Genomic DNA, 16,976 nt, shown 5'->3' with positions numbered 1-16,976 from the left:
GTCTATTTTTAGGAATAGCTCGTATATATATTAGTACAAACCGTCTTAGGAGGGAAACCTATGTCTCATAAAAAAGTGAAAATGACAGCTGCTGCAGTGCTTGCTTCTTCCGTGCTTTTATCCGGATGTGGATTATTTGGAGGTGACGAGCAAGCAGGATCTGAGCAGGAAATTCCGCAAGATGTCTCATATGTAGATGATGCTGCAAACGAAAATGGTGCTGACAGTGATGTTACTGGGGAAGAAACGGATGGGGAAGAGGCTACTGTATCTGAAAACGTACAAGGGGAAATATACTTAATTGATAGCAATGGCTATGTGGTTTCGCAAACACTGGAGCTTCCGAAAACCAATGAAGTGGCGAAACAAGCATTGGAATACTTAGTTGTGGGAGGACCAGTGGATGCGATGCTGCCAAATGGATTCCGTGCAGTAATACCTGCTGGAACGGAAGTGGATGTAAACCTTAAGAAAGACGGCACAATTGTTGCTGACTTTTCCAACGAATTCATGAACTATGATGCTGCAGATGAAGAGAAAATTCTCCAAGCAATCACATGGACTTTGACTCAATTTGAAAATGTGGATAAAGTGCAAATCATGGTGAACGGACATGTTCAGACCGTGATGCCTGTCAATCAGACACCTATTGGCGAGGGTGTGAGCAGAGCAAACGGAATCAACTATGACACTGCAGAATCCGTCGATCTAATGACTTCAAGGGCCGTGACGCTTTATTTTATGGCAGAAAGCAATGATGGGGATCCGTACTATGTACCGGTAACTACCCGATTGAGCCTGGAAGGGAAAGATAAGTATTCGGCTATTGTAGAGGCGCTTATTAAAGGTCCATCCCACAACTCGGGCTTAACGAACGATTTAACTAATGAAATCGCTCTTCTAGATGAACCGGTAATGGAAGATGGAAATCTTGTATTGAATTTCAATGAGGCGATTCTCGGTCTCGAAGGACGTATTGTGTCCAAGTCGATTGTTGATTCATTGGTTCTTACATTAACCGAGCAGACAGGCGTTGAGAGCATTGCGATTACGGTGGACGGGGAAGGCGACCTGATGGCAACGGATGGCACGAACATCTCGGAACCTGTGGTGCGTCCTGAAAAAGTGAACACAGGCAGGTTTTAATGTGTAAAATTTGATATACTAATAATAGAAAACAAGAAGAGGTGAAACACTGCCTCTTCTTTCTTTTTTTACTGTTAAATTTGATTGTGAAAATTTTAGACATTTTAGCTGTTGATTGTAGCACAGGGCGAAGACTCCGGCGGGAGGTAGTGCTTAGGGGAGACCCCGCAGGCTTGCCGAGGAGGCTCCACAAGCACCCCGCGGAAAGCGAAGCCCAGTGCGGAAATCAACAGCGGCGTATAACAGAGCCTTTCTCTTAAATATATGGCTACAAAAGGAGCTTTTAAGAATGTCCAGAGCAGATGGAAGAGAGCAAAATCAAATCAGAACGATTGAAATATTGACAGACTATATCACTCATCCCGAGGGTTCGGTTTTAATTTGTGTTGGAAATACGAAAGTTATTTGTTCAGCAACTATCGAAGACAGGGTACCGCATTTTATGAGAGGTGGAGGAAAGGGCTGGATTACAGCAGAGTATTCCATGCTTCCACGGGCTACAGAAAAAAGAACCATGCGAGAGTCTACAAAAGGCAAGGTAACAGGTAGAACAATGGAAATCCAACGACTGATAGGACGTGTGCTCCGTTCGGTTGTTCAATTGGAGAAGATAGGTGAAAAAACAGTTTGGATAGATTGTGATGTCATTCAGGCCGACGGGGGAACAAGAACGGCATCAATCACTGGAGCGTATGTTGCCATGGTTCTTGCTTTTCAAAAACTTGTGGAGGCAAAGAAAATCACAAGCCTTCCTGTCACAGACTTTCTGGCAGCAACCTCTGTTGGAATAATGGAGAATGGGCAGCCTTTGCTCGATTTGAACTACATGGAAGATTCAAGCGCTATGGTAGATATGAATGTGATTATGACGGGATCCTTAGACTTGGTGGAGCTGCAAGGTACCGGGGAAGAAGCGACATTTTCAAGAAAACAGCTAAATGAACTATTGAACCTAGCTGAAGAAGGAGTCCTTCATCTGGTCGAGGCCCAAAGAAAGGCATTGGGTCACTTGGCTGATAGTATTATTGAAAAGAGTAAAGGAGTCAACTAACGTGACAGATATTATTATAGCAACCAATAATCCAGGAAAAGTGAAAGATTTTGAAGTGATTTTAGAACCAAAGGGATTTCAAGTGAAGTCTTTAGCAGATTTCCCTGACATTCCTGAAGTTGAGGAGACGGGAAGCACCTTTGAGGAAAATGCACTACTAAAGGCAGAGGCAGTTTCAGTTCATCTAGGGAAAATAGTGCTTGCGGACGATTCCGGTTTGGAAGTGGATGCACTAAATGGAGAACCAGGTGTGTACTCTGCACGCTATGCGGGTATGGGAAAAGATGATGGTGAAAATATTCATAAGGTACTAAGTAAACTGCAGGAAGTTCCAGAAGAAAAACGATCGGCACGTTTTGTCTGTGTATTGGCAGTCGTGGATCCAGAAGGTGAAAAATTTACCGTTCGTGGGACGTGTGAGGGCACTATCGCTTTTGAGCCTGCTGGGCAAAACGGATTCGGCTATGATCCCATTTTCTATGTGAAAGAAAAACAGAAGACAATGGCCCAACTCTCTAAAGAAGAAAAAAGTGAAATCAGCCACAGAGCCAACGCCATATGTCAATTAACCAATCAGTGGGAGCTGCTCTCCCGCAACAACTAGGAGTGGAAGTATGAAAGTTTTAATTGTTAGTGACAATCATGGACACGCAGAGGTACTAAGGCAGATAAAAGCACGTCATCAAGACGAAGTAGATCTTTTCATTCATTGTGGCGATTCTGAGATGCCATATGCGAGTGATGAGATGAAGGGCTTTTATGCAGTGAGAGGAAACTGCGATTTTGATGATGATTATCCACAACAATTAACCAAGGAATTTCCAAACAATCGACTTTTCGCAACACATGGTCATCTATATCAAGTCAAATCCTCCTTGCTGCCGTTGAAATATGCAGCAGAAGAAAAGGAAGCGAATATTGTCTGCTTCGGACATTCACACATTGCTGGTGTGGAATTGCTGGAAGGAATCCTCTTTATTAACCCTGGTAGCATAGAACTTCCCCGTATGACACGAAATAAAACCTATGCTATACTTGATACAAACGATACATGTTATTTTGTACATTACTATAATGAAAAGGGAGAGAAACTTTCCTCCCATACATTTGAGAAGTAGCAGGAGAGGGGATTCTCCTCTCTCTATTTTGATGAGAAAATTATATGAGAAAAATTTTTAAAAAGTGTTGACTTTAATTTCTGTATCTCATATAATAAATCTTGTCGCTGCAGATAATTAGTAAATATTTCTTATCGAGAGTGGCTGGTAGATACATAACTTGCATTGTAATGAGCAAGCCTTAACTCTTATATTATCCCAGTAGCTCAGCTGGATAGAGCACGATCGAATACGCTTCTTGTAAAAGCTTCAGCGTACCGATTTTGAATACTTCCCGAATTAACTTTCCAGCAAAATCGGGACGACGGTAGTACAGAATAACCATAGCAAGCCTTAAAACTTATAATGTCCCAGTAGCTCAGCTGGATAGAGCAACGCCCTTCTAAGGCGTGTGTCGGGGGTTCGAATCCCTCCTGGGACGCCATTTACCTAAAGTAACACCATGTACATTTTTATGAACACTTTCTAGAAGAGTGCTGATAAAAATGCTTGCATGGTGTTTTTTGTTTAGTATTGAGGCAGTGGCTTTTGAGGTCAAAAGAAATTCTTGAGTATAAACACCGGACCTATTAACATTCTCCCTTCCCCCTATCGCTTGTGCTCCCCCAAAAACATTGATAAACTTGTTTCAAATATTTCAACTATAAAAATAGGGCGGCTACATACATATGAAAAAAGAGAAAAAGATAGTTGAGTTCCCAAATTTAAAACAGAGGCTTCTGGAAAAAGCGATGCAGACGATGAAAGAGAAAAAATTCTCGGAGGCACTCGGGCTTTTTGAGCAGGCTCGAGAAAAAGAGTATGCTTATGCAGAAGTGGAGCTGGGGATGGTTGTATGCTACATGGAACTAGGACAACTTACCGAAGCAAAGAACCGTTGCAAGAAAATGCTGCGTGAGGATATAGGCGATTATTTTCATGTGCTCCAAATCTACATCACCATTCTGATCCAGTTAAAGGAATACGGAGAGGTCAAGTCGACCATTGAAGCAATCCTAGAGGAGGATAAGCTTCCCGCCCAGTATGCCCAGAACTTTTATCAGCTTTTGGAGTTCGCGAGAAAAATGCTTCCTTCAGAAGAAGAGAATGCGGAGCAATTTGAACCTGACTTTGGGCAGCCGAACTCCGACTTCGATGAAATGGTCCAGCTTCATGAAGGCTCTCTTCAGAAGCAGTATGAGATAATTCAGTTGTTAAAGCACCGAAACATTCGGCCGCTCATAACGGAAATTGAAAAATACCTGATGGATGAACTGAAACACCCGGTATTAAAAACCTTCCTACTCCACATTCTCAAAGAGCAGGGCTGGGACAAAGAAATAGAAATAGTGAAATTGGGTCAGCAGCTTTCCATTATACCAAGCAGCTTACAGAGTGGAGAAGAAGATTCATTTTTAAATAAAATCATTACCATATTAGAAGATAAAGTAGAAAGTGATAATCCCACTCTTTTTCAGAGCTTGAAAGAAATGCTCGTTCGATTACATACAGTACAATATCCGCTTCCATTCACACCGGATAAGCCGAGAGTGTGGGCGGCAGGACTGCATTGTGCAGGTGGGGATCTGTTTGGTTTAAGTTTGGATATGGAGCAATTGGAAGAGGAATATGATGTTTCCAAAATGGAAGTAAAGTCGATTGTACGGGAGATCAATAAGCTTGAAGATTTTTCATATTTGCGATTATGAGGCTATGTGTTGAACTCACCTGGGATTATGTTATAATGTAAGGGTTGTAAACTGTATATACCATATAGGTCTTTAGATAATCCTCTTGTAAAAGGGGTGTTTAAGACTGTGTACTTGCAGCAAAATGTTGAAAACAACAACCACCTCGTGTGGTTCATCAGATTAGATGGTGTATGATTCATTGTCTTATTTGAAAATAGATGTTGGAGGGAAAATTATGTCTGCTAAATGGGAAAAGTTAGAAGGAAATCAAGGCGTATTAACGGTTGAAGTTGATGCTGACACTGTTAACAAGGGTCTTGACGCAGCATTCAAAAAAGTAGTAACTAAAGTAAACGTACCAGGATTCCGTAAAGGGAAAATTCCTCGTGGAATGTTCGAGCAACGTTTCGGTGTAGAATCCCTATACCAGGATGCTCTTGATATCATTCTTCCTACTGCATACTCTAACGCAGTTGTGGAAACTGGAATCGAGCCGGTTGACCAACCGGAAATCGATATCGATACAATCGCTAAAAACGAAAAGCTAGTATTCACTGCTAAAGTGATCGTGAAGCCTGAAGTGAAACTTGGCGAGTACAAAGGATTAGAAGTTGAGCGCATGGATTCTATTGTTACTGACGAAGATGTAGAAGCTGACTTAACAGGTCTTCAAGAGCGCCAAGCTGAACTTGTTGTGAAAGAAGAAGGAACTATTGAGAACGGCGATACAGTTGTAATGGACTTCGAAGGATTCGTAAACGGTGAAGCGTTTGAAGGTGGAAAAGCTGAGAACTATTCTTTAGAAATCGGTTCTAACACTTTCATCCCTGGCTTTGAAGAGCAATTGATAGGTCTTGCAGCTGGAGCGGAGAAAGAAGTGGAAGTTTCTTTCCCTGAAGAGTATCATGCTGAAGAGCTTGCTGGTAAGCCTGCAGTATTCAAAGTGACAGTTCACGAAATCAAAACAAAAGAACTTCCTGCACTTGACGATGAGTTCGCTAAAGATGTAGATGAAGAAGTTGAAACTCTTGAAGAGCTTAAAGCTAAAACAAAAGCTCGCCTAGAAGAAGCGAAGAAAACAGAAGCTGACAACCACCTACGCGACACGCTAGTGGACAAAGCTGCTGCTAATGCAGAAGTGGAAGTTCCTGAAGCTATGGTGAAAACAGAAACAGATCGCATGGTTCGTGAATTCGAACAACGCCTTCAAATGCAAGGTATGACAATGGATCTTTACTTTCAATTCTCTGGTCAGGACGAAGAAGCTCTTCGCACTCAAATGAAAGAGGATGCAGAAAAGCGTGTGAAAATGAACCTTACGCTTGAAGCGATTTCCAAGCTTGAGAACATCGAAGTAACGGATGAAGAAGCAAACGAAGAAATCGAAAAAATGGCTGGCATGTACAATATGTCTATTGACCAAATTAAGCAAGCATTAGGAAGCTTAGAAGGTCTTAAGGAAGATTTGAAAATTAGAAAAGCAATTGATTTCCTTGTAGAAAACAGTAAAGATGTTGCATAATAGAGTATAAGAGACAAGGCGCGACTTGATCGTGCCTTGTTTTGTACCATCCGGGACTTTTTTGAGACTTGGCATGCCTGTTTCTATAGGTATGGCAAGTAAAGATTTCCGCTATTTCCATTCATCGCTGTGTTAGTAAAACGAAATCATGGATACAATAGTACGGACTCTTTCTCTAAAATATCCATACATAACCAAAGTATAATTGTTAGAAATGTTAGGCTAAAATGTGGTAAAATGCAGTACATAACTATTCGTTTTTTAATGAGGATGTTCCACTAATAAAACATGTGGAATTGGAGACTATGGCAGGCTTGAAGCTGCAACAGTTTTTCTCATTTTTAGAATACCAGCTGATGGATGGGAAAAGAGAGAAATGATAAGGGGTGAAATAATTTGTTTAAATTTAATGACGAAAAAGGACAATTAAAATGTTCTTTCTGTGGAAAAACTCAGGATCAAGTGCGTAAACTTGTTGCTGGACCAGGCGTATACATATGTGATGAATGTATTGAACTTTGTACGGAAATCGTAGAAGAAGAGTTGGGGACAGAGGAAGAAGTAGAATTTAAGGACGTTCCGAAGCCGAAGGAAATTCGCGATATTTTAGACGAATATGTTATTGGCCAGGAGTCTGCCAAAAAATCTTTATCCGTAGCGGTTTATAACCACTACAAACGTATCAATTCCAATAGTAAGATTGATGATGTAGAGCTTGCGAAGAGTAATATTGCCATGATCGGACCGACTGGTAGCGGTAAGACCCTTCTTGCTCAAACACTTGCAAGAATATTGAATGTTCCATTTGCGATTGCAGATGCGACTTCTTTAACTGAAGCTGGTTATGTTGGGGAAGACGTCGAAAACATTCTATTGAAGCTTATCCAAGCGGCTGACTATGATGTGGAGAAAGCGGAAAAAGGTATCATCTACATCGATGAAATTGATAAGGTGGCACGTAAATCGGAAAATCCGTCCATTACGCGTGATGTTTCAGGTGAAGGTGTGCAACAGGCACTATTGAAAATTCTTGAAGGAACAGTGGCAAGCGTCCCTCCTCAAGGTGGACGTAAGCACCCACATCAAGAATTCATTCAGATTGATACGACAAATATTCTATTTATCTGTGGTGGTGCATTTGATGGTATCGAACAAATCATCAAACGCCGTCTAGGTAAGAAGGTTATCGGTTTCGGTACTTCTGAAACGAAGGCTGACGAAATGGAACAAAAAGAATTACTGGGTAAAGTGTTACCGGAAGATTTGCTTCGTTTCGGATTAATTCCAGAGTTCATTGGTCGTCTTCCAGTGACAGCGAGCTTAATGCCGCTTGATGAAGATGCCCTGATCGAAATCCTTACTAAGCCTAAGAATGCACTTGTGAAGCAATATCAAAAGATGCTAGATCTTGATAATGTGGAACTTGAGTTCGAGGAAGGCGCACTAACTGAGATTGCGAAAAAAGCGATCGAAAGAAAAACTGGCGCACGTGGATTAAGATCCATCATTGAAGGAATCATGCTAGATGTTATGTATGAACTTCCTTCCCGTGAGGATATTAAGAAATGTGTGATAACTGCAGAAACAGTTGCAGATAATGTTGCACCTAAATTGATTTTAGATGATGGGTCTGAGTTGAAAGAAGACGAAAAGACCTCAGCATAATATTAACGATAAAGAGCACTTTCCTTCAAGGGAGAGTGCTCTTTTCGTTTGATATCAATCCTTTAATTGAAAATGGCATATTACATGAAGGACAGCAATTTCAAGTATGGAGATGGGACATTCTTCTGGATATTTTATGGTATAGGTTGGTCTTGGAAAAGATTTTCCCCTAGTGATTTCAGTTAGTAGAATCCCTTCCTTTTTTATGTAAGTGGTACCGTCCAATATGTTTTTTTCGAGGGTGAAATGTCGGTCATTTTTCTTGTATATAAACCTTCCATGGGTTTTTATTTTAGTAACATCTTGAAAGAAATAGGTTTTTTCTTCTCCTGGGCTTTTAGTGTAGTGAACATCCCATTTGGGCTTAAAAAGGTTCTCCTTAAATGTGCGCTCCTCTACTTTTATCGCTTCTCCAATATTTGAAACTCCCATTAAATCTTTTTTTTCGAAAAAAGCTTGTACACCTTCCGATAAAATGGGGATCGGCAGCTTTGAAACAATTTCTACCCACTTTTTTCTGTATGTTCGGTTAATAGATGCAACTTGGTTTTCTGCTGAATCGAGTATTGGAATTGGTTTAGAAGAATGTTTTAGTAGAGGGAGGGTGAAAGTTAGTTCTATCATAGGTTTACTCCTCTTTTTATATTTTTACGAAGAAATACCTAGAAAAGTTTCATATTTCTCAATTTTAGAAATAATGTTATACCCTCCAATCTTTTCGAAAAGAGCCTAATTTAACCAAATGTTTTTTGTTGGTTTATTCCCCAATCTCACGGAGATACTACCATATAATCACATCAAGAATGCAGGAGGGTTTCTATGTCTTTCACAGGTATAGCACTGTTCATACAGCTTTTCTTCGGGGTCATCATTGGTCTGTATTTCTGGAACCTACTTAAGAACCAACGGACGCAAAAAGTGACGATTGATAAAGAGTCGAAAAAGGAAATGGAACAATTAAGGAAGATGAGAAGTATTTCATTGTCAGAGCCACTCGCTGAAAAAGTAAGACCTACAAGCTTTAAAGAAATAGTAGGACAAGAAGATGGCATCAAGGCATTAAAAGCTGCCATATGTGGACCGAACCCTCAGCATGTCATCATCTATGGCCCGCCTGGAGTAGGGAAGACTGCAGCTGCAAGACTTGTTCTCGAAGAAGCGAAAAAGAATCCGAAATCACCATTCAGAGGCTCTGCCGTATTTATTGAATTGGATGCAACCACTGCTCGTTTTGATGAGAGAGGGATTGCGGATCCGTTAATCGGGTCGGTGCATGACCCGATCTATCAAGGTGCAGGGGCGATGGGACAAGCGGGAATCCCTCAACCGAAGCAAGGTGCTGTAACGCATGCGCATGGGGGAATGCTTTTCATTGATGAAATCGGTGAGCTTCATTCCATCCAAATGAACAAATTACTTAAAGTCTTGGAAGACCGGAAAGTGTACTTAGATAGCGCGTATTACAGTGAAGAGAACAATCAAATCCCGACACATATTCATGATATATTTCAGAATGGCCTGCCTGCTGACTTCCGTCTTGTTGGAGCAACCACAAGAACACCAAATGAAATTCCACCTGCCATCCGTTCGAGATGTATGGAAGTATTCTTCCGTGAATTGGATCAGGAGGAACTGGAAGCAGTCGCAAGAAATGCTGCATCCAAAATTAACATGTTGGTGGAGGAAGAGGGTATAAGCCTGCTTGCCTCCTACACAAGAAACGGTCGCGAAGTCGTTAATATGATGCAGATTGCGTGTGGACTGGCTATTACAGAGGACAGGGATACGGTAGATGTGGCAGATATTGAATGGGTAATCCACTCCAGTCAACTGGCGCCAAAATATGAAAACAAAATCAAAGAGGCAGCTCAGCCTGGACTTGTTAACGGTCTTGCGGTATTCGGACCGAACTCAGGTGCACTCCTTGAAATAGAAGTGACGGCAATTCCGACCGAAGAGAAAAAAGGAACGGTGAACATCACGGGAATCGTGGAAGAAGAGAGCATAGGCAACCAAGGTGGAAAATCCATACGCAGAAAAAGCATGGCTAAGGGTTCAGTTGAAAATGTCATTACTGTTCTAAGAAAGCTTGGCGTACCTGCTGCAGATTATGATATCCATGTGAATTTTCCTGGTGGAATTCCGATTGACGGGCCTTCCGCAGGGATTGCAATGGCAACGGGAATTTATTCAGCTATTTTCAAGATTCCAGTCAGCAATCTTGTGGCGATGACCGGGGAAATCAGTATCCATGGAACCGTCAAACCGATTGGTGGGGTGATTCCGAAAATTAAAGCCGCAAAGCAGGCAGGGGCCGAACGAGTGATCATCCCAGCTGATAACATGCAATCGATTATAAAGGAAATTGATGGAATTGAAGTGATTCCGGTAAAAGAGTTCCAGGAAGTATTGGATCTTGCATTAGTAAGAGAAAAAATTACAGAAACAAGCTTTGAAAATATCCTGCAGGCACCGATCAGTATTCCGAAAACAGAATCCATGTAAAGGATAGGCAGGCCATGTAAGGTCTGCCTGTTTACATATTGCAATACTTTCCCTTTGCACTTGCATCCCGAAAAAGGTAAAATTTTTACTACCGGTTTCCTTATTAACTGAGACAAACTAGTAAAAGATAGTAAAAGAAAACTCTTTTCCAACCCAAACTGTCTCTTTGATTAGACAGGGCAATTTAATTAGGATAGAATTGTACAAAGATACACAAAGGAAGAGCGTACGGGGGTGTTACCATGGCAACAAATAAGGAGTATCATGTTCCATTATTGCCTTTAAGAGGACTGATGGTTTTTCCGACAATGGTTTTACATTTGGATGTCGGAAGGGAAAAGTCAATAGAAGCGTTGGAACAAGCGATGCTTGGAGATGATATTGTCGTTCTTTCTACCCAGAAAGAAGTGGGAACGGACAATCCAACAAAAGACGATCTATATGAATGGGGCACTTTGACAAAAGTGAAACAGATGTTAAAACTCCCTAATGGAACGGTACGTGTTCTGGTCGAAGGGCTGGAGCGTGCAAAAATAGAAGAATTCATTGAAAAAGATACGCACTGGGAGGCCAAACTTCTGACTTATCCGGATACGGAAGAGAAGGACCCGGAAGACGAAGCGTTAATGAGAACTTTGCTGGAATATTTTCATACATACACAAAGCTCTCCAAAAAGACGACAATCGAAACATATCATACGGTAGTTGATATAGTAGAGCCTGGTCGTATGGCTGATATCATTACGTCTCATTTACCTGTCAACATGAAGGAAAAACAGGATATCCTCGAAACGAGAGATGTCAAAGAGCGCCTGAACAAGGTTATCAAACATGTGAACAATGAAAAAGAAGTACTGCAGCTGGAAAAGAAAATCGGTTTGCGTGTGAAGCGTTCCATGGAGCGAACACAAAAGGAATACTACCTGCGCGAACAGATGAAGGCAATCCAGAAAGAGCTTGGGGATAAAGATGGAAAAGGCGGAGAAATCCAGGACCTGAAAGAGAAACTTGAAAAGATTGGGATGCCGGAAAATGTGAAGAAAACCGCATTGAAGGAAATCGACCGCTACGAAAAAATTCCATCCAGTTCAGCTGAAAGCTCCGTCATCAGAAATTATATTGACTGGCTATTGAACCTTCCATGGAAAGAAGCGACAGAAGATCAGCTTGACATTATCAGGGCGGAAGATATTCTGAATGAAGACCATTTTGGATTGGAAAAAGTCAAAGAACGCGTTCTCGAATATTTAGCTGTTCAGCAGTTGACGAAGTCGCTCAAAGGACCGATTCTCTGTTTAGCAGGACCACCAGGTGTGGGGAAAACTTCCCTTGCTCGTTCCATTGCGAAGTCCCTGGATCGTAAGTTTGTCCGAGTCTCTCTTGGTGGAGTAAGGGATGAATCCGAAATCCGAGGTCATCGCAGAACCTATGTTGGTGCGATGCCGGGACGCATCATTCAAGGCATGAAAAAAGGTGGAACTATTAACCCAGTTTTTCTGTTGGATGAAATTGACAAAATGTCCAATGACTTCAGGGGGGATCCATCATCCGCATTGCTGGAAGTATTGGACCCTGAACAGAATTTCAACTTCAGTGATCATTACATTGAAGAACCATATGATCTATCAAACGTCATGTTCATCGCAACGGCGAACAACTTGGCGACAATTCCTGGACCGCTACGTGATCGTATGGAAATCATTACGATTGCCGGATACACGGAAATTGAAAAACTAAATATCGGAAAAGACCACCTGCTGCCACGTCAGGCGAAGGAGCATGGTCTTCAGAAAAACCTGCTGCAGATAAGAGATGAAGCATTAATGTCCATTATTCGCTACCACACACGTGAAGCAGGCGTGCGTAGCTTGGAAAGACAACTTGCCTCTATTTGCAGAAAAGCTGCAAAGATTATCGTATCCGGTGAGAAAAAGCGTGTGGTCATTACGGATAAAAACCTTGCAGACTTCCTTGGCAAGCCGAAGTTCCGATATGGACAGGCAGAGGTGGAAGACCAGGTTGGCGTTGCAACAGGTCTTGCTTATACAACGGTTGGTGGAGATACTCTATCCATTGAGGTATCTTTATCTCCAGGTAAAGGTAAGCTGATGTTGACTGGTAAGCTTGGGGATGTGATGAAAGAGTCCGCTCACGCAGCGTTCAGTTTTATTCGATCACGTGCTAAGGAACTGAACATTGACCCTGATTTTAACGAGAAAAATGATATTCATATACATGTCCCAGAAGGCGCGGTTCCTAAAGACGGCCCGTCAGCTGGAATCACGATGGCTACAGCGCTCATATCAGCACTGACTGGCAGACCGGTCCGAAGAGACGTGGGCATGACAGGGGAAATCACCTTAAGAGGACGAGTATTGCCAATTGGCGGATTAAAAGAAAAATCACTCAGCGCTCACCGCGCAGGCCTAAAAAAGGTTATACTACCTAAAGAGAACGAAAAAGATTTGGATGATATTCCAGAAAGTGTGCGAGAAGATTTAACGTTTGTTTTAGTATCACATTTAGATCAAGTGTTAGAACACGCATTAGCAGGAGAGAAAAAATGAAAGTAACACAAGCAGATATAGTAATCAGTGCCGTTAAACCAGAACAATATCCAACTGAGCAATTACCTGAATTTGCGTTAGCGGGTCGTTCCAATGTGGGGAAATCATCTTTCATCAATAAGATGATTAACCGCAAAAACCTAGCTAGAACATCTTCCAAACCGGGAAAAACACAAACATTGAACTTTTATTTGATCAATGAAATGCTTCATTTTGTGGATGTTCCTGGTTACGGATTCGCGAAAGTGCCAAAGTCTGAGCGCGATGCATGGGGCAGAATGATGGAAGTTTATTTGACAAACCGGAACCAGCTCCGTGCTGTTCTACAAATTGTTGACCTGCGTCATCCACCGTCCAAAGACGACGTAACGATGTATGAGTACTTGAAGCATTACGACCTACCGGTAATCGTCATTGCAACCAAAGCAGACAAGATTCCAAAAGGCAAATGGCAGAAGCACCTTAAGATTGTACGAGAAACTCTAGGCATGGAAAAGGAAGATGAAGTAATTCTATTTTCTTCTGAAACTGGCCAAGGTAAAGATGAAGTCTGGGGTATTTTGCAAAAGAGAATGAAGTAAAGTGGAAAGCTGTGTTCAGAGTGGAAAATGACTCTGAGCGCAGTTTTTTTCAATAGGCTACCATGGGGGAAAGAGGATTTATCTGCTTAACTCCTGTAGATTTTCGTTCCAGGTATTCGCTTTCCGCGGGGCGGTGCTTGAGCCTCCTCACAACGCTTCAGGGGTCTCAAGTCTACCGCTACCTCCCGCCGGAGTCTCAGGCCTTGCACTACAGTCTACAGGGGTATTTTATATAACAAGATAAACTCCATTTTCATTCGAAATGATGTGAATCTCGTTAAATAAACAGCGGTGTTTACCATAGTGCTTTTTAATGATGAAGGAGTGAAAAGAAGATGGAAAACAAATTATATTATCGTGACCCTTACATACGAGCATTTAAAACCATCCTGAAAAAGCAGACACAGGACGATTCAGGGAAATGGTATGCCATTTTGGAGGAAACCGCTTTTTACCCAGAAGGCGGAGGACAGCCCTTTGACACCGGGACGCTGAACGGTCATACGGTTTTGGAAGTTCAAGAGATCGGAGGGGAAATCAAGCATTATCTTGAGCGGCCACTTCCGGAAACGACAGAGGAAATAACGGGGGAGATCGATTGGGAACGACGCTATGACCACATGCAACAACATGCTGGGCAGCATCTGCTTTCGGCTGCCTTTGAGGAATTATTTTCCTATAAAACCAAGAGCTTTCACTTGGGAAAGGAAGTATCCTCAATCGATCTTGATACCACTGATTTGACGGAACAAGAAGTTCTGGAGGCGGAGGCACTTGTTAACAAGATAATCCTTGAGAATCGAAACATTGAAACGAAATGGGTGACAAAAGACGAGCTTTCGGACTATCTATTAAGAAAAGAACTGACGGTATTAGAGAATATCCGTCTCGTCATCATTCCAGACTTCGACTATAACGGTTGTGGAGGGACTCATCCGAATTCGACAGGAGAAGTGGCAACTCTTAAAATTCTCTCGTTAGAAAAGCAAAGAAAAATGCTCCGTGTCACGTTTGTTGCCGGGTCTCGTGTCCTAAAGCAGCTCCATGAAAAGCAGAAGGTTATCTCTAATTTATCGATGCAATTGAATGCGCCGCAGCAAAACATGGGCGAAGCGGTTGCAAGACTTATAGAGCAGGCAAAGGCATTGAAAGAAGCAAAAGATAGGATGCTTCAATATGAAGCATTTTCCCTTGTGTCAAATTTGAAGATGATAGATGGACGGACCGTTATTAAAGCGGTGTTCCTTAATAGATCAATAGGAGAACTGCAAAGCATGGCGCGGCATATTACGCAGGAAGTAGAAGATGCGAATGTCTTTCTCGTGGTAGAAAATGAAGATAGATTGGCCTTTGTAGCTGCTCGTGGAAACAAATCAGAAGTGAATATGAAGGCTGTCGCCCAAAAAGTTCTGCCTGCTATTAATGGAAAAGGTGGAGGAAGCGAAAGTTTTGTCCAAGGTGGAGGAGAAGCAAATGTCACTGGTGATGAAATGTTGAAACTGCTTTATGAATCAATGTAGAGAATGAAAGTGTTAAAGGCGTTTGGGTATTAACTTGTTTCAGGTTGATATTCTATGCGTCTTTTTTTGTTTTACAGATTTTCCGAACGGGAAAGCCCACTCCTTCAGGTGTGGGATGGTAGTGAGGTCAAATACGAGTGCCACTGGTAACCGAAGGTTTGTGGTACTTCAAGTATTTGAATATTTCGCTACTTTTTTAATCTACACATGCAGTTTATTTATTAAACTGATAAAATTATATATATGAATGGATATAGAAGAACTTAAACAACCGTTTCGTTATTAAACTATCATTTCGTTTTTTTGCCCTCGTTATAGAAGGAAAATTTTTCTTGTGGAGGAGGTAGAAAAACGTTTTAAAGAATTGGTGCAAGAGATCTGTGAAGAGGTGGAAATACAAATTGTTGCTATTGAATGTGACAAGGACCACGCACATATGTTTCTTAACGCACTACCCAAACTAAGTCCGTCGGACATCATGGCGAAAATTAAAGGATACACATCAAAAAAACTTAGAGATGAATTCCCTCACCTTCAACACTTGCCTAGCCTTTGGACACGTTCGTTTTTCGTGTCCACTGCTGGTAATGTTTCTAGCAAAACTATTAAACGATACGTTGAAAATCAAAAGAAAAGGAACTAGAGAGGAGTAAAAATCCTATGGCAAGAAAAACGAAGCCAACTTATACCATTGAATTTCCTCTACATATTCCACCTTGGCAACAAGACCGTTTGGAAAAGAAATTCAAAATTGCTAAAACGGTATATAATTCTTGCCTAGGTGAAGCTCTAAAACGTCACAAAGGGGTAAAGTCGGATAAAGAATATCGTAAATTTCTTAAAGAACCTAAGTCTAAAGAACGTGATAGTCAACTTTCAGATATTCGTCTAAATTATGGCTTTTCCGAATATGGAATACATAACTTTGTGAAGTCTGTACAAAAAAAGTTCAAAGAACACATCGGAAGTTTCGAAGCGCAAAAGCTTGCAACAAGAGCATTTCAGGCGGTGGAGAAACTCCATTATAGGAAATCGAAAAAATGTCACTTTAAAAAAACCATTGATGATATTTCAGTTGAAAATAAATCAAATAAAACGGGATTAAGGTTTGTAGATGGCAACATTCTTTGGGGAGATAAACCAACAAAGAATAATCCTAGACCCAAAAATTGGCTCTCTATGTCTGTTTCGCCGAAACGTAACGATGAATATGCACATTTAGCTTTAATGGATAAGACGAAGTACGTTCGTATATTAAAACGTGAAGTGCGCGGGAAAGTTCGCTACTTTGTTCAACTTATTCAAGAAGGTTATCCACCAACGAAAAGAAATCGTGAGATTTCTAACGATGAAACTAAACGAGTAGGTATAGATATTGGTACGTCTACTATTGCGATATGTAGCGAAGATAAGGTCCAACTGCAAGAACTCGCACCGGAATGTAAAACCAACGAAAAAGAACTAAAACGAATTCAGCGTAAAATGGATAGGTCTAAACGAAGTACAAATTCTAATAATTTCAACGAAAACGGAACAATAAAAAAAGGTAGGCAAACTTGGATATACTCAAAAAAATACGAGAAACTACGCAAAAAAAGAAAAGAACTTTATCGTAAAATCACTGTTCAACG

The 16,976-nt window shown here is 41.3% G+C and carries 12 protein-coding genes, 1 tRNA gene and 2 pseudogenes; 14 read left to right on the top strand and 1 reads right to left on the bottom strand.

The features are described from left to right. Positions 1-60 precede the first annotated feature (60 nt). From AB685_RS18300 to clpX, 8 genes are all read left to right on the top strand, one after another. Positions 61-1,146, top strand: coding sequence for a GerMN domain-containing protein (locus AB685_RS18300; RefSeq protein ID WP_047972059.1), 1,086 nt, complete (start codon positions 61-63; stop codon positions 1,144-1,146). Between the two features lie 289 nt (positions 1,147-1,435). Continuing rightward, positions 1,436-2,197: a ribonuclease PH gene (gene rph / locus AB685_RS18295; protein ID WP_047972058.1), complete on the top strand. Its 762-nt coding sequence runs from the start codon at positions 1,436-1,438 to the stop codon at positions 2,195-2,197. Position 2,198: 1 nt separating this feature from the next. Beyond that, positions 2,199-2,801, top strand: a complete 603-nt coding sequence (locus AB685_RS18290; protein ID WP_047972057.1) for an XTP/dITP diphosphatase — start codon at positions 2,199-2,201, stop codon at positions 2,799-2,801. A 10-nt stretch (positions 2,802-2,811) separates the two neighbouring features. Beyond that, complete coding sequence (locus tag AB685_RS18285) at positions 2,812-3,315, top strand: metallophosphoesterase (protein ID WP_047972056.1); 504 nt, start codon at positions 2,812-2,814, stop codon at positions 3,313-3,315. 347 nt (positions 3,316-3,662) lie between these two features. Continuing rightward, a tRNA-Arg gene (locus AB685_RS18280) sits at positions 3,663-3,739 on the top strand. Positions 3,740-3,983: 244 nt separating this feature from the next. Continuing rightward, complete coding sequence (locus tag AB685_RS18275) at positions 3,984-5,003, top strand: tetratricopeptide repeat protein (protein ID WP_047972055.1); 1,020 nt, start codon at positions 3,984-3,986, stop codon at positions 5,001-5,003. Positions 5,004-5,220: 217 nt separating this feature from the next. Continuing rightward, positions 5,221-6,507, top strand: a complete 1,287-nt coding sequence (gene tig / locus AB685_RS18270) for a trigger factor (protein WP_047972054.1) — start codon at positions 5,221-5,223, stop codon at positions 6,505-6,507. A 396-nt stretch (positions 6,508-6,903) separates the two neighbouring features. Further along, positions 6,904-8,172 carry an ATP-dependent protease ATP-binding subunit ClpX gene (clpX, locus tag AB685_RS18265; RefSeq protein WP_047972053.1) on the top strand — a complete coding sequence of 423 codons (1,269 nt, stop codon included), beginning with the start codon at positions 6,904-6,906 and terminating at the stop codon, positions 8,170-8,172. 54 nt (positions 8,173-8,226) lie between these two features. On the opposite strand, the gene AB685_RS18260 is transcribed toward clpX, so the two are convergent. After that, positions 8,227-8,796, bottom strand: a complete 570-nt coding sequence (locus AB685_RS18260) for a hypothetical protein (RefSeq protein WP_047972052.1) — start codon at positions 8,794-8,796, stop codon at positions 8,227-8,229. 195 nt (positions 8,797-8,991) lie between these two features. Here AB685_RS18260 and lonB point away from each other — a divergent pair, with 195 nt between their 5' ends. From lonB to AB685_RS18230, 6 genes and pseudogenes are all read left to right on the top strand, one after another. Beyond that, a complete protein-coding gene (gene lonB / locus AB685_RS18255) occupies positions 8,992-10,677 on the top strand; it encodes an ATP-dependent protease LonB (protein WP_047972051.1) in 1,686 nt (561 codons plus the stop codon). A gap of 242 nt (positions 10,678-10,919) precedes the next feature. Next, positions 10,920-13,244: an endopeptidase La gene (gene lon / locus AB685_RS18250; RefSeq protein WP_047972050.1), complete on the top strand. Its 2,325-nt coding sequence runs from the start codon at positions 10,920-10,922 to the stop codon at positions 13,242-13,244. Continuing rightward, positions 13,241-13,825: a ribosome biogenesis GTP-binding protein YihA/YsxC gene (gene yihA / locus AB685_RS18245; RefSeq protein ID WP_047972049.1), complete on the top strand. Its 585-nt coding sequence runs from the start codon at positions 13,241-13,243 to the stop codon at positions 13,823-13,825. The genes lon and yihA overlap by 4 nt, the downstream gene beginning before the upstream one ends. A gap of 335 nt (positions 13,826-14,160) precedes the next feature. Next, on the top strand, positions 14,161-15,345 hold the full coding sequence (locus AB685_RS18240; protein ID WP_047972048.1) for a serine-tRNA(Ala) deacylase AlaX: 1,185 nt from the start codon (positions 14,161-14,163) through the stop codon (positions 15,343-15,345). Between the two features lie 243 nt (positions 15,346-15,588). Beyond that, a pseudogene (gene tnpA, locus AB685_RS18235) lies at positions 15,589-15,988 on the top strand (IS200/IS605 family transposase). Between the two features lie 17 nt (positions 15,989-16,005). Continuing rightward, positions 16,006-16,976: pseudogene (locus tag AB685_RS18230) on the top strand (RNA-guided endonuclease TnpB family protein); the annotation flags it as partial.

The organism is Bacillus sp. LL01 (assembly GCF_001037965.1).
The sequence above is the reverse complement of the archived record's forward strand: the minus strand, read 5'-3'. Positions and strand labels throughout refer to the sequence as shown.